Source organism: Salinivibrio sp. AR647, assembly GCF_001995415.1.
GTDB classification, from domain to species: Bacteria; Pseudomonadota; Gammaproteobacteria; order Enterobacterales; family Vibrionaceae; genus Salinivibrio; species Salinivibrio costicola.
In genome coordinates this window covers 121,494-139,629 of sequence record NZ_MUFE01000005.1, presented here as the reverse complement: position 1 = coordinate 139,629, position 18,136 = coordinate 121,494, and the positions used below count along the sequence as shown (strand labels likewise).

Genomic DNA, 18,136 nt, shown 5'->3' with positions numbered 1-18,136 from the left:
TTTGCGTTATGGTCAAGTTGATAAAGTTCACACCTTTTTAGTGAGATCGGTCCAATTTTTCACTTTTACCTCTATGCTTGCCTTTTAAATAGCAAATCAAAACATAGGGGTAACGCAATGACCTTTAAAACAAAAGCGCTTGTGGTGGCACTGGCCGCCTGCTCAACCAGTGCGTTGGCGGCGACTAATCCAACCGATGCCCGTGCCAATGCGATGGGTGGGGTAGGCGTGGCATCGGGGGATTATCTTTCCGCAGGCTTTCATAACCCAGCTTTGGCTGCACTTGATCCTGATAGCGCCTTTGGGGTGCTTATCCCGTATATTGGTGCCGAAGCGCGAGATCCCGATGAGCTTATTGACGGCCTCGATGATGTCGCCGATGCGTTTGACCAACAAGATGCAACAAAAATTGAATCTTCACTGAGAGCGGTGCAAGGCGATAAAGCCTACGTCAATGCGGGTGTTGGTGCTGCGGTGGGGATTCCCACAGGCTCTATCTCGGCGACACTCTATACATCTGGGTTAATTGAGGGAGCAGTCTTAACAGATATCGATTCCGATGACTTTAATCAATCAACTGGTAACTTTACACCAGAATCCTCAGCAACCATTCTTGCCGCTGGGGTTGGTGAGTTAGGGGTCGCACTGGCAACCAACCTTGATATTGCCGGCCAGCGCGTCGCGGTGGGGGTAACGCCTAAACTGCAACGGATCACTACCTATAACTATGGCGTCTCGGTTGATGCTTATGATACCGACGACTGGGATGATAGCCGCTACCGCGAAGAAGAAAATGCTTTCAATCTTGATTTGGGCGCCGTGTGGCAATCGGGCCCTTACCGGGTTGGCCTTGCCGGCAAGAATTTGATTAGCCAAGATGTCGATACGGTTTACATTCCAAGAACGGGTAACCGTTTCACTTATGAGCTTGAGCCGCAATTTACCCTGGGCTCGGCGTTTGTGTCTGACTTTGTGACCGTTGCTGCCGATTTAGATCTCAACAAGAAAAGCGGCTTTAAAGGTACGCTTAATGTGGATGATGACACTCAGTTTTTCCGAGTCGGGGCAGAGTTTGACGCCTTTGGCCATGCGCAACTACGCACCGGCTATCGTGCGGATCTAGAAGACAATGTTGATAATGCCTTTACCCTCGGTCTTGGTTTATCCCCCTTTGGTGTCGCCAATCTTGATATCGCCGCGAGTATCATCGATAGCAACAGCTATGGTGGTTCCGCTCAGCTGGCCTTTACGTTTTAAATCAGTTACTGCATGACAAATGATTGGGCAGGCCCTAAAATGGCCTGCCTTTTTTAATCATCACTTACCAATCATTGATCACCAAGAGAGTAACCGAATGTTTGACGGCGTTACGCTAAACCACGAGCAACAACAAGAAGCGGCAGAGCGCATTCACGCGCTGATGGCAAAAGGCATGAGCAGCGGTGAGGCGATTATGCAGGTTGCCAATGAAATACGTTCGCAAGCAGCGCAAGCAGCTCAAGCCTCTTCGTCTGAAGAGTGAGACACACTGCAAACATATTGTGTTTTTATTTACAATTCCAACAATCCCTGATTAATTTAAAGTAGGTCAGTAAAGGAGTGTTGGATGGGTAGTCGGCTGGAACAAGCGCGAGAGTGGGCGAGGGTGCGACATGCCCTCCAGCGGTATGGCGCTCAGCCCTATCGTTGTCACCTGGATCATGTCGAGCGGATTGCCACGCCTTTTGGTGAACAAGCACGTATTGTGGCGCAACTGCACGATATTTTGGAAGACACCGCGACGCGTGTGGATGAGATCTCTGCGCTTTTCGGCCCCACGGTAGCCCGCGCTGTGATGCTGGTGACCGATCCGCGCCGACCCAATCGCGAAGAGCGAAAACGCGCGTTAAACCAGCGTTTGATTGTGCTTGATGTCACGGATGAGGCGGCTTGGCTTGCCTTGGTGGTAAAAACCTGTGATCGACTCGCGAACGTCATTGCCAGTAGTGAACACAGCCCAAAACGGTTTGAGCAATATCAACGCGAACACGGCGGCTTTCGCGTTGCTGTATATCGCCCCGGTTTGTGTGACAACTTATGGCAAGAGCTAGATGGCTTGATTGATGCCGGCCAACACGCAGACCGACATCCTGATCATCAGCTCCACGCGTCGATCTCTTAACCGCTGTTTTCGACGACGCTGTTAATGCTTAGTCGTTAGTTATCTAAGTCATACACAGTCGGGACGGGCTGTCGTTTGTGCTGCGTTGCCTGGTACACCTTAATAATCTTCTCTTTCACCGCATTATCGACTGGCTTACCTTCAAGAAAATCATCAATTTGCTCATACGTGAGTTGTAATGCGTCTTCGTCGGCTTTTTGTGGCGATAAGTCTTCCAAATCCGCGGTAGGGACTTTATGAACTAACACATCCGGCGCCTCTAAGTGGGCGGCAAGTTGACGCACTTGGCGTTTATTGAGACCAAATAAAGGGGCAAGATCGCAGGCGCCATCGCCGAACTTGGTATAAAAGCCGGTGATGTTCTCTGCTGAGTGATCGGTGCCGAGGACCAAACCTTGGGTTAAACCGGCAATTTCATACTGTGCAACCATTCGGGCGCGTGCTTTAACATTGCCTTTGGCAAAATCAATCCGCCCTTCGTTTGCTGGCAATAGGCCGACTTCCGACACTGCATCGAGTACCGATTGATGTGTACCGTCGACACCGGGTTTCACATTGACGGTCACGGTTTTACTTGGTTGGATAAATGATAGCGCGAGTTGGGCTTCATCCTCATCTTTTTGCTCACCGTAGGGTAGGCGTACCGCGATAAACTGATATTGCTCGGTGCCTGCGGCTTGATTAAGTTCGTCAACGGCTAATTGTGCCAGTTTTCCACATGTTGAAGAATCGACGCCTCCACTAATGCCTAATACAAGGCTACGGGTCCCTGAACGTTGTAGCATGGCTTTGATAAACGCAATGCGACGGCGTACTTCGAGCGCTGGGTCAATCGTGGGTTGCACGCGCATTTCTTCGCGGATCGGGTGTTCCATGTTGTGTTCCTCTTTTTAACTCTGGCATGCGACTTTAATGAAGGTTTGGCTGCGTATTATTGTGCATGATCTCTGGCGCGTTGGGTATAGCCAAATCAATCCCTTCGCGTTGCTGGTTACGTGTTAGGTTTTTGATTGGTTTCATGGCATCATTGTGCGCGATATCCACCGCATCCAGAATGGTTCGGCCAGAATAGTTTGGCTAAGAGAATACGATGACAGAGCAAATTGCAGTGTTTGGTAGCGCTTTTAATCCGCCGACGCAAGGCCATGCGTCGGTATTAGCGCAACTGAACCACTTTGATCAGGTATTGCTGGTCCCTAGCTACAAGCATGCTTGGGGAAAAGCGATGGCGCCTTATGACACTCGCTGTGCGTGGGTGCGGACGTTTATCGATGATGTCGCGCTCTCGAACCTGACACTATGTCAACGCGAGGCATCGCTTGGCGCTGAAGGTGACCCTGTCACAACATTTATGCTGCTGAGTGCGTTACAGCAAGATTATCCAGAGGCCGCGTTAACTTTTGTTGTTGGACCAGACAACTTGGTTAAGTTTGGTCAATTCGCGAACAGTGACGAGATCCTTGCGCGCTGGTCTGTATTAGGGATGCCAGAAAAAGTGGTGGTCCGAAGTACCCACATACGTGAACGACTCCAGCAGGGACTACCCATTAGTGAGTTAACCACCCCGAACGTCGCGGCACAGCTAACCGATTCAGCGTTCAGGGCGTATTAGCATATGATAGATTGATTCGTCTTTTGTATCACACCTCGAAGGTGTCGGTATAACGCGCATACAGTGATTCTGCTTGCGCGTGCGCGATGCCGATATTTGTCGCCGCCTTGGTTAATGTTTGCCCCGATTTAAGGGCTGCACGGAGTTGTCTCACGATAAAATATTCGTGTAAATCTTCCATGGTCAGTTGCGTGAGTGCTTGTAATTGATAGTGTTGTTCAGCGTTTGCGGGTGGTTGACCTGTTTGCGCTCGTGTCACACAATCTGCCAAGCTTTGGGTTTGTCGGTCGAGTGTTTGTGACGGTGTCATGAGTGAAACCTGATCTAATGCGACAGCTTGAAGCCGGCGTGCTTGCGCTGATGATGACGGCTGATATCCTGACGTAAGCAGTGCACAAAGGCTGGCAACAAGCAGGGGGGACACCTCGACATGGCCAACTTGTGTAGGCAGCTTCTGCGTGACACGTGGCGATATGGCCAGTTGATGTACTCGAGTGTTTGGCGTGATGGTCAGGGCATGCAAACACTCAAATGGAAGCCAAAACCCTTGACCACTATGCACAGGGATGTCGGCTTTCCCTAAGCGAACAAATACAACGCCGTCTTCAACAAACAGCAAATTGGCCGTGTAACGACGCTTACGAGGCGTGAAAGTCAGTGATGATGATTGGTAAAACGTATGTTCGCTGGTGTACTTCATAATGGCGTCTCAATGTAACAAGGCGGCAATGGTGAGCACTTTTGCTGTTAAGGTCAAGTACACACCCCGAAAGGGAACCCTTTTGGTGCAATAAGGTCTGACCTCCAACCTGTGGAAAATATCGGTGGATTCACTTTGAATCCTTGTTTGGCTGCGTAAAATAGCGCGGTTTTTATTAGCTATAATGGAAGAACGTGCAGACAGTTAACGATCCCTATCAAGAGATTCGTCCTTATTATGACGAAGAAGTTCCAGGTGCGATTCAGCGTCTTATTCAAGATGATGAATTTATCAATGCGATTCTGTCTTATCGCTATCCACACGCATCCGGCCCGCTCGGTTGGTTACTCAAGCCTGCGCTAAAACTGTATCTGACCAAAAAGTGGAATAACATCAGAACCGTACAGGATGTGCAGCTACATGTTGCCAGCTATATGCGCAAGATGATCAAAACAAGCTGCGATAAAGTCACGGTCTCCGGTGTTGAAAATCTCGACCCAAGCCAAGCGTACCTCTTTGTCTCGAATCATCGGGATATTGCCATGGATCCCGCCTTAGTGAATTGGTGTTTGCATCAGCGCGGATTAGATACGGTAAGAATCGCCATTGGTGATAACTTGTTGCGTAAGCCGTGTGCAACGGAGCTGATGAAACTGAATAAAAGTTTTATTGTTAAGCGCTCTGCTAAAGCCCCCCGTGAAATGATGAAATCGCTATCACAATTATCCGCTTACTTACGTGTTTCTCTCGATGAAGGGCAGTCTATATGGATTGCGCAACGAGAAGGGCGAGCAAAAACCGGCGAAGACATCACTGATCCTGCGATCTTAAAAATGTTCTTTATGGAAGGCCGAAAACGTAAGCAAGATTTTGATACGTACATGGGCAACTTAAACGTGGTTCCTGTAGCAATATCGTATCAAAACGACCCTTGCGATCTGGACAAAGCGACGGAATTGGATGCGGTTAAGCGATTAGGGGCGTACGAAAAGAGTGAGTTTGAAGACATTCAGACCATCGTCAAAGGTATCGTCGGCAACAAGCGCCATGTTCATGTCGCCTTTGGTGAGCCAGTGACACTGTCACAAGATACGCCTGACTCCATGGCGGCGAAGATCGATAGCCAAATTCATCAGCTGTATCGGCTGTATCCGGCCAACTATATTGCGGCTGGAGTAGAACATGACAGTGTCACACCAGCCGAACGCCGTCTTTACGAGCAAAAAATTGCTCAAGCGCCTGAAGCGGCGCGTGAATATTTGCAACAAATGTACGCCAATCCAGTCCTCAACCAACAGACAGTAGGTGCTGTTCTGTCAGATGACGACGTCGTCGACGTTGTAGGAGAACAAAACGCCGAGTGACCTTGTCACTTTATTGGCGATCCCAAGGCGGTGGATCGCCAATTTCATCACGCATGAAATCGACAAACTCTCTTACCTTGGGCGCAAGATGCTTACGCCGTGGGTAAACGATATAAATTGGCAGTTCGAGACAAGGCTGCCAGTCGGGAAGTACCTCAACCAGCTCACCCGTGTCTAACTCATCGTTTAATAGATAGGTCGCGAGATAGGCGATCCCCAATCCCGCTTTGACTGCTTCGAGCACCGCTGGGGCATTATTGATTGTGTATTGGCCGCTGATATGAACCACTTGTTCCGTGCTGGCCTTGGTGAAGGGCCATTGGTCATAACGACGTTCACGGCTTTGATAAGTAATACAGTCATGATGACGTAATTCATTAAGTTGTTGCGGGGTGCCGTTATTCGCAAGGTAGGTTGGGGCAGCAACCAGTTTGAACTGACAGTCTGCTAATTTTCTCGCCACCATCCCCTCAGGAGGGTGCTCATGAATCGCTACCCAACAGTCATAGCCTTCTTCGACCAGGTTAGGTCGATGGTCGAACAAACTAATGTCGAGATTAAGATCAGGGTACAGCTGTCGGAATTTGGCAAAATGGCGCGTCATTATAGTATTACCGAATGACTGCGCGACGCCGATTTTTAGCTTACCGGTTACCTCATTCCGATAACCTGCGACCATGGCTTCGGCTTCATCTAAGGTTGCCATTAACTGGCTACCATAATCCGCATATCGAGTTCCCACTTCGGTCAACGATACCGAGCGGGTGTTACGCTGTACCAGTTGGACGCCCAAACGATCCTCGAGGTAACGAACCTGTTTACTCACTTGTGATTTGGAAATACCAAGTCGTTCAGCGGCGCGCGTAAAATGCTGCTCTTGTGCAACGGCAGCCAACACCACAATTTGTTGGAGATGTTCGAGCATAGTCTGTGCTTCCATGTTCTCAGTAGGGTGAGACTACCACATATTTCCCTGCCTCTGGAATTAATAGTGACAACGTCACACTAAGCTATCAGAGAAGCACCGTAAAACCCCCTTCCTTTTCTTTTTTCTATCTTATTGTTTTTTAATGTCAATATATTATTGTTTCCTGTGAGATACACTGAAAACATTAAATGTAAGTGCTCACTTTTAAAACGGTTATAAAATTTCACACTATCTTTCATTTATTCTTATATCGGCTTATTTATTGTTTATATCGACAATGAAAACTGGAATGGCTGTTTTTATTCATGATTGATATCGCATAAAATTTAGCGAGGAGGTGATAGATGATTGAATTAATCAAACAGTTTTTCTTATTAGGGTGCATGTCGTTTGGTGGGCCGGCCGCGCATGTCGGCTATTTTGAGCGTGTGTTCGTCAAAGAAAAGCGGTGGCTGAGTGCGGATACCTTTGCTTCTGGTTTAGCCATCAGCCAGTTTCTACCTGGCCCAGGAAGCAGTCAGCTCGGTATGTATATTGGCTATCAACGCGCGGGTTATTTAGGTGCGTTTGGCGCATTTGTCGCGTTTACCTTGCCTTCTTTTGTTTTGTTGACAGCGGCGGCGGTATTAAACAGCAGTGCGCAAGCTTCTGATTGGGTCGCAAGCATCATTAGCGCAGCCAAATTATTAGCGGTGGTGGTAGTGATTGATGCTACTGTCTCAATGGGCCGAAAATTTATCGGCTCGTTAGCGACTGGGACAATGGCGGTGGCAACAACGTTATGGCTATTGCTAACGCCATCAGGCGTATTATATCAAGTACTTCCCATTGTCATTGCAGGCATTGTAGGAGCTATTGGGTTTGCGAAGCCCCAATCACATCATGCACCAGTTAACATTGCGTGGCGCCGCAGTAGCGTGATCCTGGGTCTCTTTTTACTATTGCTCACAGTACCTTGGCTGTTTAATCAAACCTTATGGGTACAGGTGTTTAATCTGTTCTACCAAGCGGGCAGTTTTGTCTTTGGTGGCGGGCATGTGGTTTTACCATTGCTCGAGCCTATTGTCGGTGACGTTGTCACTGATTCGGCGTTAATTGAAGGTTATGCGGCGGCTCAGCTAGTGCCGGGGCCGATGTTCACCATGGCGAGTTATCTGGGTGCCAGTGTTGAAGGGTTAGCTCCCATTTGGGGCAGTATCATTGCAACGATTGCGATTTTCTTGCCTGGTGCATTACTTATGTTCGGTGTTTTGCCGATTTGGGAGGCGGTTAAAACTCAGCCTCGCTTGGCCGGGGCTATCAGTCTCATTAACGCAAGTGTGGTAGGGCTTCTTGCCGCCGCGCTTTATCAACCCGTATGGGTTTCCGCCTACACAAAACCTTTGGATTTAGTGCCCATCGCGCTTGGCTTAGTGGCATTAACTCAATGGCGAATTTCGGTGTTTTGGTTACTCCTATTAATGATGGTGTACCAGTTTACTCTCGCTTAATACGCGCCATACTTTGTGGCCCAGCTGTGTCTGGGCTACTTTTTATCACTTAGCGCACTATAACTTTATATGTTGTAAAGCAAAAAGCTAAGTCACATCGCTCATGTGGCTCAGCTTTTTAATTAATTTATAAACTGCAGCCTTAGAACTGCCAAGGTTGACGAGTACCTGTATCAGAGGCTGTTTGTGCCAGCTCAATAGCATAGATGACTTTGCTTGCAGAAATTGGGCAAACAGGCGAGGGTTGGTTATCGGTAATTGCCTTTGCTAATCCATCGAACAGGCGGTGATATTGGCCGTTTTCAAGGGTGAGAGGATCAGGAGTGACGCTGTCACCAACTTCGAGCATCCCTTGATACGCTTGCTCACCAAAACCAGAGACAGTTACCATCAAACCCGCGCGTAGTTGCTCTTCTTGAATATCTAACCCTACGGTACTGAAGGTCGCTTTTTCACCCTGGACGACAAAGCGTTCGGTGGTACCTGAACGGTAAGGGCTGGAGGATAAAATTACTTCTGTGTTTGGGTAATGCAGCGTCACTTGAAAATAGTCGGTCGTTTCGCTGCTAGGGCGTAGCGCACGACAGGTGCCGGATACCGCATCCGGTTCCCCTAAAAGATGGAGGGCTTGGTCAATTAAATGAGAGCCGAGGTCATAGAGAATTCCGCTGCCTTCACCTGGCAATTCGCGCCAACGTTGGCGGACTTCTGGGCGGTAGCGATTAAAGCTGGAATGCATGACTTTGATGTCGCCAAGCTCACCTGCTAGGTGTAACCCTTTTAGGGTGAGAAAATCCCCATCCCAACGTCGATTGTGGTAAGGACACAACACCAAGCCTTTTTGCTTGGCCAGCGCCGCTAGCTCGAGACCATCACGGCTATTGGTCACAAAAGGCTTTTCTACCAAGACATGGCAACCGGCTTCTAATGCTTGTTTAACGTGTTGGTAATGGAGGTGGTTGGGGGTAGTAATCACCACCAAATCTGGGGTTTGTTGAGTGAGTAAAGTGTTGAGGTCGTCAAAGCAAGCCGCTTTAGGCAATCGCTGTGCAACTTGTTCGGGTTTACTGGACACAACAGCTGAAATAGCGAACTCAGAGATTGCACTCAAAAAAGGAACGTGAAATGTATTGGCAGAAAAGCCAAAACCGACCAAAGCTGTTTTTATCATAAAGCGTACTCGCATTGACGATGTATTATCCGCACTTTATCGGACATCGACACGCCAATCAATCTAAGTGCAAGATCTCTCTGTCTCAATATGGATATAATTATAGATTAAGTCCATAATGAGAGTGTGTGAGCATGAAATGGTGAATGATATGACAGCAGCACAAGCACCAAAGGCGGCAGACAAGAAGAGAATGGCTCAGGTCGGCTTCAAAGCTGCTGTAAAAATAATGGAAGGATGGGGCTGTACCGGCGCAGACATGCAGCGAATTCTTCGCATGCCAAGGTCTACATTCCAAAAGTACAAGGCGAACCCAGACACTATATCTATGGATGATGATCAGCTTGAGCGCTTAAGCTATATCGCAAACATTCACAGTAGCCTTCGAATCATCTTCGATAACCAAGAGAACGTTCAGGGTTTCATGTCGATGGAGAACAAAAACGCTTACTTCGAAGGGCAGACGCCTTTATCTATTATTAGTAGCGGCAAATTCGCTGATCTTTACGAAGTGTTCTGTCGTGTCGACGCGTTACGTTCAGGTCAATGGGGGTAGCATGCCGAATGCGAGAGAAAATCAAGCGGTAGGTTATAGGCTCATTCCGTCTAAGTACCCGACGATTGATTTGTTTGATGATGTCCTTAATCCGGAAGACTTTGAGGTGATGTATCAACTGCAAGCATTGACGAATCCACGTATTCTCGATGAAGTGGGTGATGTTTCCCTGATTAAGCCGGAGGAAATCCCGTACCACTGTGAACGTGGTCGTAGCTATGCGGTAGCCGCCTTTACGCACATTAACCGTGATGGCTCACGCTTTGCTGATGGCAGCTTTGGGATGCTTTATATTGGTGACACCGAACAAACCGCTGTAAAGGAGGTCATGTATCACCAGCGCAAGTATTGGGCTGGCGTTAATGGGCTTCACTATGATCGTTTAGTGTTTAGGGCGCTTCGTTTCACATTTGATGATAATAAGGTGATTGATGTGTGCGACAAGCCAATGACAGATCCAATTTACGACCTGATTGATTACTCTGCGGCACAGATGCTTGGCCGCCAGGTACGGCAAAATGATACATTATCAGGGATCCGCTACCACTCAGTGCGAAATGAAGGGAGGATTTGCTGGGCGATGTCTACGCCACAGGTGGTTAGCGATGTCATCCAATGCTTCCACGCAGAAATGATTTGGAACGGGAAAGAAATCAGCCAGGTTGAGAAGATTTACTTACTGGATGAATCGATATAGCGGTATGTTAATAAACCAATTTTAAGTGCGCATTATGTATGTTATGTTAAATAAAGTATTTAACAGGTGAATATTGGCATTGATAAGACAAGCACCTTGACTCCTCACCTCCATTTTTCTCCCTCTTGAGTATTCTGACGCGACGATTCAACATAAGCGCCCATTTACCATAAAATAGCTAATCACCACTTTCTTTAATCAACTCAGCTCAAGTGTCCCGCTTTAGCTAAGGTGCTTCAATCACGCGGTGATAAGCCAAAAAGATCTGCGTTATCTTATACTTTTACCGCATTGAAGCGTCAGCTCGTCAAAGTCACGGCAATTGCTGTCGTGACCAGCCTGTTCCCCGCATTTCTTGCGGCGATAGAAAAACCTGTGATTGTCAAAGCAAATACCCACAAAGATTGATAGCTTACTTCTGTAAGGAACTCACCGAAGTATTGCTTCGCGACCAGCAAGGCAAAAGCAGTGACAAAAGACACTGCCGCTGCATCCCGATACAGCAAATAAGCTCTGTGAGTTGAAATCACTTCATCCTGCTTATTGGATGGACGATAAAATACCTTGTACCAATAACTGTTCTGCTCACTACTATTTTGCTTTAAAGAATCAAATTCGGCCACGTGGGCTCTCAGGGACTCGGTATCAATACGCTGGTCTTTCTCTGCCAACGGTATAAAACGATGCCCAGGTAATACATCGTGCCATCGCCAAAATACTAAGACGCTTTTCAGGTCAGCAGGTATGAGGTGGCTAAGCCACCCCGAAACCGCACCTATTGCTAACATCGAACCACTCGTGTCTCTTAGTATATCGACATAGCTGATATCAAAAACATTTTGATTAACCAGTGATATTACGGCGAATTGAAGAACCATCAGTACTGAAAGCGGGACAATGTTATTAGCTTTTATAGAGATTCCTGCCATTATGCGACCTCTTCTTCATAGTCGAAGTGATATGGCTCAGGATCCATACTACTCCACCCATTTCGGCTAGGCGCATTGAAATTGTGGCAAATACCGGTACCTCTCGTTGCTAGAGCTTTGACTCCTCGGTGTGTGAAAGCATTCATCACGGCTTTTCGTGGGTGCTTAGGCTCGCCGTATTTAGCTGTGGAGGCGATTGCCGTGATATTTCGAGAAGTTCCTTGGCTAATCGGCTCACCAACCAAACGATTTAGCACTGTCGTGCCGATATTACGTTTACTCCCATGATGCGGGATCTGTATAAATCGAAGGTCTGCTCCACTGGTACACTGCTCGATTATATCTGCCGCGTGTTCCAGACCCTGGATGCCAGCATCACCTGTAAAAACCGAGCGTCTTCCCTCGACTATCAATTGGGTGATCACACTGGAGTTGTTCTTCGCTGATGTGATCCCTTCATCATCAATCTGATCTTCGCCCCAAGTAGCGAAGAAACGACGAATAGATGCAGCTGCTTTGTCAAAAAAACTTTCTAATGCACTTGTTGCACTCGCTTTCTCTGGCATACCATCGAAATTAGGAATGAGAGATTCGTAGTATTCGACGGAAGGGCCTAGCACCTTAATCCCGCCGCCTGTATCCGTTACGCCTGTGAAAGGCTCACGTACGTTAACCCCTTTCGACTCAGCCAGCTCAACCAATGACCAAGCTTTTTCAAGGTTTTTCTTAAGGCGCTCCCCTAAGCTTTTGTCCGTTACGCGCCCGTCTATGAATTTGCTAGCAAGCCCTTGGTTATGCAGCCACGGCTGATGAATCCAAAGTTCTTTTACTTCGAGTTCATTGAGTACGGGTTCTAACCCGTTGATGTGGTCTTGATCAGCATGAGTATTAATAACCAAATCCACTCTGGACGTCCCGAAACAAGTTGTGATGTGATCAATAATCTTTGAACCTGTGCTTTGAAAGCCACCGTCAATCACTACTACCGTTTGTTCGTCACGGTGCCCGTATAGATTCCCGTAGCGAAGTACAATCGCGTCACCACTCTTCGACTCTTCCCCAACACCTAAAAAATCAATTTCGTAACCCATCACTTTTCCTCTTTCTATAAAAGTTAAGAGTTACTAATCAACTAGCATGCCAACTTTTAAAGTATTGTTTTATAAGGGTTTCAAGGCGGACTGAGAACAGGGGGTTGTGATTTTTATTACTAATGGTAATTTTTATTACTATCAGTGACTTAAAATTAACTAGTAGCGAAACTAAGCATAACGCATAAGATTGCATACCTTGTGCTAATTAGGGATGCGACGTCCAAACTCCCCTTACAAGATTAAAGTCCTCATACTGAAGCGATGTGTTGTACGATTTAGCGTTCACTTGTAATAAGTCGTTTGGCATTGGAATGATGTCCGTGAGCTCTTGACGTTGTTCTATTGCCGCTGGCTCTGAGAATCCTCTGTCGTAAATCAGCCCACCTTTGGCTGTAAATAAACCTCGAGAATGCAAGAACCCCGATCCCCCATCATCGGCGCAGTACCAATACAGCTTAATGTTTTCAGGCATCTGCCCCTTAAGCGCGACTAAAGCTTGCTCTGTTTGTACCCAAGGTGGTTTCCTATCTTCTTCCGAGAAGACATGAAATTCTACTTCACCTTTCTCGCATACCTTCATCAACTCTAGAAGAGTCTTGCGACTTCCTGGTTTGGTGGCGCAAATATATGGGTCGTAGATTGTTACCTTTTCTGCACCAAAGAGAAGCCCCGATGCTGCACTCGCTAAAGATTCGGCTTCACGGTTATAACGAGACGCATACATAAAATCAGCATCGCTTAAATCCATCAGCGATGAAACAAATACCGGCGACTCATCGAGGGACTCTTCAACCAAACGATGGAATTGACTGACATCATGGCTCTTTTTAGCCGCCTCGACCCACGCATCTCCTTCATAATCTCTTCCAAATGAGACCAATTTGCTTGATTGTAAATCTCTTAGTTTTTCAATTGCTCTGGTTAGTGTAGTGCCATCAAGTTCAGAGTTAAGCCGCTGAGAGACTTCCTTGAACCAGCTTTTGGGAAAACGTGATAGCACCGCTCCTTTCTCGTAGCCCATTCTTGCTTCAAGAACCATGAGATCAGTTAAAGAATTAATTTGACTTGGCGCTATCGCAAACTCCAAATGCAACATCAGAATAGTTCCTCTCTTCTTTCTTCGAAGAAGCCGTTTGGCCACGGCGCATCAAACTCACCCTCATCGGTTGTTTTGATGGGAATTAAACGCGTTTTACCGTCAGATTGCTCGCAGAAAACTATCTGTACATCGTTTTTCTCACAACCAAATGGTTCGTATTCGATCGCTTCATCGGCGGTTTCTCGCCGACGTTTTAACAGCCTCAACATCAAGTGCTCACTATGCGTCTCGATGAGAAACATTCTATCTGGATTGTTCTTGATCGATTCCAGCATCATATCCCCTAATGCTAACTGCCATTTTGGGTGAATATGCAGCTCAGGCTGTTCACAAGACACAATAAGATCTTGCTCTAGTGATGTAGCAACCACAAACGGAAACACTTGAGATACCCCTATCCCGACGCTGGATGGCAATAAAGGAATATCGGTATGAGCATCTTTCAGGATGACTGACTTTTCGCTCATACTGGCCTCACCGTAAGACGGGGATTCGAAGCAGTAGTTAGTGCCAAAAAACTGACTACTCTCAAACTTTTCGTTCGTTTTTGCTTTGACCCTGCCATTAGCAAAGGCAAAGGACTCCCAACCTGCTGTACCATCATACCAACGCTGTGAGATCGTCTTTTTGTTTAAAACGGTCGCTCGGCTTGGCACCATCCGCAATGGTCCAATATGGATAAAGTCTTCGAGTTTATTGACTAATAGCTTTAAAGGGGCGAATGCAGCCTGCGATAAAGCGGCCTCAGCAAACAGCTGAGCAGCTAAAGGGTGACTTTCATAAACATCGGCCCAGTCGACATGGAAGTTTGAGAGATCTAGCCTTTGCTGAATATTCGGCAGCGCATCTTGGCCATGAATCGAGACATCTTCCCATTGGCCGGAATCAAAAATATTGTCGACTTTGAATAATTCCGCCACGTCCCAGTGTGGTAATGGCTGATAGTGAACAATTTGACATTCTGGACGGCCTGCTTGGGCGGTTGTTTTGAAGTATTCGATGCCCTGGCTACGACACGCATATCGGCTTATATAGGCTCGGTTTTTAGTGGCATCCCATCGCACATCGATTTCAAACGAGATGGTGTCAGCGTCTGACTCTGGCGTAAAGCCTAAATGAGTTTCTAGCAACCACCTCTCAGAATCTGACAAGTAGTCATCCCAGATATCCGCTGCGCTATCGCGAAAGTCCAGGGTGGCGCCCAGCGTGATCACGCTATTTAAGTCTTTGCCATAAACAAGATTCTGAAACCCACCAAAATAAAGTGACTCACCAGCGATTGAACTGTACTGTGCATCAAAATTACGTTTAGCGATCACTTCATACAAATACAGTAGTGCATGCAATACTGTGCTTTTACCAGTGCTGTTTGCACCAAAGAACAACGTGATGGGTGCCAATGGAATTGTGGCTTTATTCTTAATACCTTTGAATCCACTAACGGTAAGTGATGTTATTTTCATTTTACCTAACCTTTGAACAAAAAAGAGGCATCCGAAGATACCTCTAATATTTATAGTTGGCCTGAGAAGGCTTTTTGGGAAAGAGCTAAGGAGGAATTCACACTTTCACTTGAAAATAAAACCATTGATGAGGTTGTTTCTTTACTCTTATTCATAATCTCAACAAATTTTTTCTGTAAATCTATTGAGGGCAACAAAATTTTTAGCTGCTTTAGATCTCTAACATTTATATGCTTAGACGTAGAGCCTGCCATCAATCTCGTAATTCGTTTTGGCTCTAATTCGAATAATAATAAATACAGGAGATATTCGGGTAGGACAAACTCTCTGTTTGCTCTAACTTGTACTAATCGCTGACCCATACACATTTCTACACTCTCCGGGACAAGTGCTGCAATACCTACTGTACCTTCTCGACTAAGTATAATATCGCCCTGTTCTAGCTTTCCTCTTTTAGTCCTTTCATTGTAGGTTTCATCACTTACATAACGAGTATCTTCCCAATTCCAGCCACCTTTGGTTAGATTGCTAGTGCGTAAACAAATAACTCCAGCATCAGTCCACTTTGGCGTAGAATGAGGACAATCATTGATATGCTCGCTTACTTCTTTCAGTGACTTGGTCTCCCAGCCCTTCGGGTTCGTCACCGGATCACCAAACATATCCAAAAACACGCTGCGTAAGAACTCGTCTGCAAGGTCAATGGCTTGTTTGCGTTTCTGGCGAATGGCATCGGCTTTATCCAAAATGGCAGCGATGCGTTTTTGTTCTTCTAGTGGTGGGAGTGGGATTTGCAAAGCTCGTATGTTTCCCAATGAAACAAACTTTTGAGTCCCCCCTCTAGCATTTTTTTCGAACTGCTGAGTTACAAGAGAACTACCTAGCAAATGATAAAAATATCTATTGAATGCTTGGGATTTTGAAAACTTAAACAGTGCAACATTCTTAATAGAAAAGTCTCTATCGCCTTGAACAATTACCGGATTACCAATAGTTCCAATCATGGCGTATAAAATATCGCCATCATCAACGGCCGAACGTTTACTTATCTGCTCATGGTCTTCCGCTGAAATATTTGTACATGTCGAAAAATCAATCTTCCCATTTTTTAAGTTTTTTGACGTAACTAGTGGAATCCCGTCCTCAACCGGTTTGGGTGAATCATGTGTACCATCCCGAATATCAATCACTTTGCCAGCTTCAGCCCATTGCCATCCTGATGGTAATGACGTGTTGCATCCAAGTTTGATCATAACATCGACTCCAGCTCATTTAAGTCAACCAGAATCTCATTCTCTAGTACTTTGAGTTTACCTAGAATCACCTTTGGTTCTTCATAGCTTTCTTGCTCATAGACGACTTCTTTATAGCGGTTGATCGACAGATCATATTTGTTCGACTTAATATCATCTTTCGCTACCAAGAAGGCTTTTTGAGTTTTGTCTGTCCATTGCTCAGTTGACTGGCCTTCGGTTACCGAAACTTGGTACGCTTTGTACTGCTTGACCAAATCTGGCAAGTCGTTGTCTTTGATTGGGATGCGCTTATCATCGAGCGACTTACCATCGGCCTGCACGTCGTAGAACCAAACGTTATCGGTGCTACCACCTTTGGTGAAAATTAATATAGCAGTTGAAACGCCCGCATAAGGCTTAAACACGCCACTAGGTAGCGAGATCACCGCTTCCAACTGGTTATCTTCCACTAGGTGTTTACGTAGAGTTTGGTGCGCTTTGGAGCTGCCAAATAATACCCCATCAGGGACGATGGTGGCAGTGCGGCCGCCCACTTTGAGCATACGTTGGATCAGTGCGACAAACAGCAGTTCAGTTTTTTTGGTTTTGACGACTTTGAGTAATGCTGGATCGACATCTTCTTGGTCCAAACTGCCCTTAAAAGGTGGGTTAGCCAGGATAATATCAAAGCCATTTTTCGCTTCATTCGGTGAGTGTTCGATAAAACTTTGGCTTAACGTATCTTGATAGATAATGTTTGGCTGCTTCACACCGTGCATTAAAAGATTCATGGCCGCCACACGCAGCATGGTGGAGTCAAAGTCAAAACCGTGGAACATGTCTTCGTCAATGTGCCAACGTTTGGTGAGCAAATCCCCTGCATATAAGTAGTTGAATTCTGGGTTTCCATGCACATCTAAAACAGGATTGCCCTCGGCATCTAAAACTGGCTCTTTTTCAGTTCCCTCTGAGGATGAGTACTTCTCTAGCAAGTAGTCGTAGGTGTCTGATAAAAAGCCCCCGGTGCCGCATGCTGGATCGCAAACGCGATGGGTTTCATCGATGTCGAGCATTTCAATCATGGCGCGGATAATGTGTCGCGGCGTGCGGAACTGGCCATTAATACCGGCGGTGGTTAGCTTAGAGAGCAGATACTCGTACAAATCCCCTTTTATGTCCTTGTTTGCTAGCGGAAGTGCGCTTACCAATTCAATCGCTTTAACAAGCAGCGATTGCTTTTGAATCATCAGTTGGGCGTCTTTCATAAACTCCGCAAACAAGGCGTCGTCATCGGTGAGCTGCTTGAAATATGGAAACAGCTCGTCTTTCACCAGTGGATAGAGCTGCTCAGCACTCAGGTGGCGAAAGTTCTCCCAGCGGATGTGCTGTTTGTCATCTGGAAAACGACGATTAAAGGGTTGACCTGTACGCTCGCTTCGCTTTTCGTCAATACGCTCGTTCATGTCTAGCATGCGGGCGTAGATTAAATAGGTAATCTGCTCAATAACGGTTAACGGGTTAGTAATGCCCCCGGTCCAAAACTCTTCCCACAGTTTGTCAATTTGGCTTTTTAACGCGCCTGATGTAATCATTTTATGGTCTCTTTTGTTCTACTTGGGCCGATTGCTAACAATACG

18 protein-coding genes are annotated in these 18,136 nt (G+C 46.5%); 8 read left to right on the top strand and 10 right to left on the bottom strand.

What is annotated here, in order from left to right; genetic code table 11:
* Nucleotides 1–117 precede the first annotated feature (117 nt).
* The 3 genes from traF to BZG76_RS07445 all read left to right on the top strand — a co-directional run bounded on the left by traF (nucleotide 118) and on the right by BZG76_RS07445 (nucleotide 2,161).
* A complete protein-coding gene (gene traF, locus BZG76_RS07455; protein WP_077460766.1) occupies nucleotides 118–1,257 on the top strand; it encodes a conjugal transfer protein TraF in 1,140 nt (379 codons plus the stop codon).
* A gap of 97 nt (nucleotides 1,258–1,354) precedes the next feature.
* Complete coding sequence (locus tag BZG76_RS07450; protein ID WP_077460953.1) at nucleotides 1,355–1,522, top strand: YoaH family protein; 168 nt, start codon at nucleotides 1,355–1,357, stop codon at nucleotides 1,520–1,522.
* A gap of 84 nt (nucleotides 1,523–1,606) precedes the next feature.
* Nucleotides 1,607–2,161 carry an HD domain-containing protein gene (locus BZG76_RS07445; RefSeq protein WP_021023844.1) on the top strand — a complete coding sequence of 185 codons (555 nt, stop codon included), beginning with the start codon at nucleotides 1,607–1,609 and terminating at the stop codon, nucleotides 2,159–2,161.
* A 35-nt stretch (nucleotides 2,162–2,196) separates the two neighbouring features.
* Here the strand turns inward: BZG76_RS07445 and nadE are convergent, their stop codons facing one another.
* Nucleotides 2,197–3,036 (bottom strand): ammonia-dependent NAD(+) synthetase, encoded by an 840-nt coding sequence (gene nadE, locus BZG76_RS07440; protein ID WP_077460765.1) that lies wholly within the window; start codon nucleotides 3,034–3,036, stop codon nucleotides 2,197–2,199.
* 215 nt (nucleotides 3,037–3,251) lie between these two features.
* Here nadE and BZG76_RS07435 point away from each other — a divergent pair, with 215 nt between their 5' ends.
* Entirely contained in the window at nucleotides 3,252–3,773 is a 522-nt protein-coding gene (locus BZG76_RS07435) for a nicotinate-nicotinamide nucleotide adenylyltransferase (protein ID WP_021023841.1), read from the top strand.
* 28 nt (nucleotides 3,774–3,801) lie between these two features.
* On the opposite strand, the gene BZG76_RS07430 is transcribed toward BZG76_RS07435, so the two are convergent.
* Nucleotides 3,802–4,473 carry a hypothetical protein gene (locus tag BZG76_RS07430; RefSeq protein WP_077460764.1) on the bottom strand — a complete coding sequence of 224 codons (672 nt, stop codon included), beginning with the start codon at nucleotides 4,471–4,473 and terminating at the stop codon, nucleotides 3,802–3,804.
* Nucleotides 4,474–4,667: 194 nt separating this feature from the next.
* Between BZG76_RS07430 and BZG76_RS07425 the strand changes: the two genes are divergently transcribed.
* Nucleotides 4,668–5,837 carry a 1-acyl-sn-glycerol-3-phosphate acyltransferase gene (locus tag BZG76_RS07425; RefSeq protein WP_077460763.1) on the top strand — a complete coding sequence of 390 codons (1,170 nt, stop codon included), beginning with the start codon at nucleotides 4,668–4,670 and terminating at the stop codon, nucleotides 5,835–5,837.
* A 10-nt stretch (nucleotides 5,838–5,847) separates the two neighbouring features.
* Here BZG76_RS07425 and BZG76_RS07420 read toward each other — a convergent pair whose 3' ends face one another.
* Nucleotides 5,848–6,762: a LysR family transcriptional regulator gene (locus BZG76_RS07420; RefSeq protein WP_077460762.1), complete on the bottom strand. Its 915-nt coding sequence runs from the start codon at nucleotides 6,760–6,762 to the stop codon at nucleotides 5,848–5,850.
* A gap of 347 nt (nucleotides 6,763–7,109) precedes the next feature.
* Here BZG76_RS07420 and chrA point away from each other — a divergent pair, with 347 nt between their 5' ends.
* Nucleotides 7,110–8,255, top strand: a complete 1,146-nt coding sequence (gene chrA / locus BZG76_RS07415; RefSeq protein ID WP_077460761.1) for a chromate efflux transporter — start codon at nucleotides 7,110–7,112, stop codon at nucleotides 8,253–8,255.
* Between the two features lie 142 nt (nucleotides 8,256–8,397).
* Here chrA and BZG76_RS07410 read toward each other — a convergent pair whose 3' ends face one another.
* Nucleotides 8,398–9,426 carry a Gfo/Idh/MocA family oxidoreductase gene (locus BZG76_RS07410; protein WP_077460760.1) on the bottom strand — a complete coding sequence of 343 codons (1,029 nt, stop codon included), beginning with the start codon at nucleotides 9,424–9,426 and terminating at the stop codon, nucleotides 8,398–8,400.
* Between the two features lie 151 nt (nucleotides 9,427–9,577).
* On the opposite strand from BZG76_RS07410, the gene BZG76_RS07405 reads away from it, so the two are divergent.
* On the top strand, nucleotides 9,578–9,982 hold the full coding sequence (locus tag BZG76_RS07405; protein WP_025744909.1) for an antitoxin Xre-like helix-turn-helix domain-containing protein: 405 nt from the start codon (nucleotides 9,578–9,580) through the stop codon (nucleotides 9,980–9,982).
* A 1-nt stretch (nucleotide 9,983) separates the two neighbouring features.
* Entirely contained in the window at nucleotides 9,984–10,679 is a 696-nt protein-coding gene (locus tag BZG76_RS07400) for an RES family NAD+ phosphorylase (protein WP_077460759.1), read from the top strand.
* A gap of 299 nt (nucleotides 10,680–10,978) precedes the next feature.
* On the opposite strand, the gene BZG76_RS07395 is transcribed toward BZG76_RS07400, so the two are convergent.
* The 6 genes from BZG76_RS07395 to BZG76_RS07370 form a co-directional block, all read right to left on the bottom strand.
* A complete protein-coding gene (locus BZG76_RS07395; RefSeq protein WP_077460758.1) occupies nucleotides 10,979–11,608 on the bottom strand; it encodes a hypothetical protein in 630 nt (209 codons plus the stop codon).
* A complete protein-coding gene (locus BZG76_RS07390; protein WP_077460757.1) occupies nucleotides 11,608–12,699 on the bottom strand; it encodes a ComEC/Rec2 family competence protein in 1,092 nt (363 codons plus the stop codon). The genes BZG76_RS07395 and BZG76_RS07390 overlap by 1 nt, the downstream gene beginning before the upstream one ends.
* Before the next feature lie 208 nt (nucleotides 12,700–12,907).
* Nucleotides 12,908–13,798 (bottom strand): hypothetical protein, encoded by an 891-nt coding sequence (locus tag BZG76_RS07385; protein WP_077460756.1) that lies wholly within the window; start codon nucleotides 13,796–13,798, stop codon nucleotides 12,908–12,910.
* A complete protein-coding gene (locus BZG76_RS07380) occupies nucleotides 13,798–15,264 on the bottom strand; it encodes an AAA family ATPase (protein WP_077460755.1) in 1,467 nt (488 codons plus the stop codon). Before BZG76_RS07380 ends, BZG76_RS07385 begins: the two co-directional genes overlap by 1 nt.
* Nucleotides 15,265–15,314: 50 nt before the next feature.
* On the bottom strand, nucleotides 15,315–16,517 hold the full coding sequence (locus tag BZG76_RS07375; protein WP_077460754.1) for a restriction endonuclease subunit S: 1,203 nt from the start codon (nucleotides 16,515–16,517) through the stop codon (nucleotides 15,315–15,317).
* Nucleotides 16,514–18,091, bottom strand: coding sequence for a type I restriction-modification system subunit M (locus BZG76_RS07370; RefSeq protein WP_077460753.1), 1,578 nt, complete (start codon nucleotides 18,089–18,091; stop codon nucleotides 16,514–16,516). The genes BZG76_RS07375 and BZG76_RS07370 overlap by 4 nt, the downstream gene beginning before the upstream one ends.
* Nucleotides 18,092–18,136 lie beyond the last annotated feature (45 nt).

Coding starts and splice junctions, on each gene's coding strand:
- BZG76_RS07375 (WP_077460754.1), bottom strand. CDS start 16,517: ATGATCAAACTTGGATGCAACACGTCATTACCATCAGGATGGCAATGG.
- BZG76_RS07370 (WP_077460753.1), bottom strand. CDS start 18,091: ATGATTACATCAGGCGCGTTAAAAAGCCAAATTGACAAACTGTGGGAA.
- traF (WP_077460766.1), top strand. CDS start 118: ATGACCTTTAAAACAAAAGCGCTTGTGGTGGCACTGGCCGCCTGCTCA.
- BZG76_RS07410 (WP_077460760.1), bottom strand. CDS start 9,426: ATGATAAAAACAGCTTTGGTCGGTTTTGGCTTTTCTGCCAATACATTT.
- BZG76_RS07450 (WP_077460953.1), top strand. CDS start 1,355: ATGTTTGACGGCGTTACGCTAAACCACGAGCAACAACAAGAAGCGGCA.
- BZG76_RS07420 (WP_077460762.1), bottom strand. CDS start 6,762: ATGCTCGAACATCTCCAACAAATTGTGGTGTTGGCTGCCGTTGCACAA.
- chrA (WP_077460761.1), top strand. CDS start 7,110: ATGATTGAATTAATCAAACAGTTTTTCTTATTAGGGTGCATGTCGTTT.
- nadE (WP_077460765.1), bottom strand. CDS start 3,036: ATGGAACACCCGATCCGCGAAGAAATGCGCGTGCAACCCACGATTGAC.
- BZG76_RS07400 (WP_077460759.1), top strand. CDS start 9,984: ATGCCGAATGCGAGAGAAAATCAAGCGGTAGGTTATAGGCTCATTCCG.
- BZG76_RS07395 (WP_077460758.1), bottom strand. CDS start 11,608: ATGGCAGGAATCTCTATAAAAGCTAATAACATTGTCCCGCTTTCAGTA.
- BZG76_RS07430 (WP_077460764.1), bottom strand. CDS start 4,473: ATGAAGTACACCAGCGAACATACGTTTTACCAATCATCATCACTGACT.
- BZG76_RS07445 (WP_021023844.1), top strand. CDS start 1,607: ATGGGTAGTCGGCTGGAACAAGCGCGAGAGTGGGCGAGGGTGCGACAT.
- BZG76_RS07435 (WP_021023841.1), top strand. CDS start 3,252: ATGACAGAGCAAATTGCAGTGTTTGGTAGCGCTTTTAATCCGCCGACG.
- BZG76_RS07385 (WP_077460756.1), bottom strand. CDS start 13,798: ATGTTGCATTTGGAGTTTGCGATAGCGCCAAGTCAAATTAATTCTTTA.
- BZG76_RS07390 (WP_077460757.1), bottom strand. CDS start 12,699: ATGGGTTACGAAATTGATTTTTTAGGTGTTGGGGAAGAGTCGAAGAGT.
- BZG76_RS07380 (WP_077460755.1), bottom strand. CDS start 15,264: ATGAAAATAACATCACTTACCGTTAGTGGATTCAAAGGTATTAAGAAT.
- BZG76_RS07405 (WP_025744909.1), top strand. CDS start 9,578: ATGACAGCAGCACAAGCACCAAAGGCGGCAGACAAGAAGAGAATGGCT.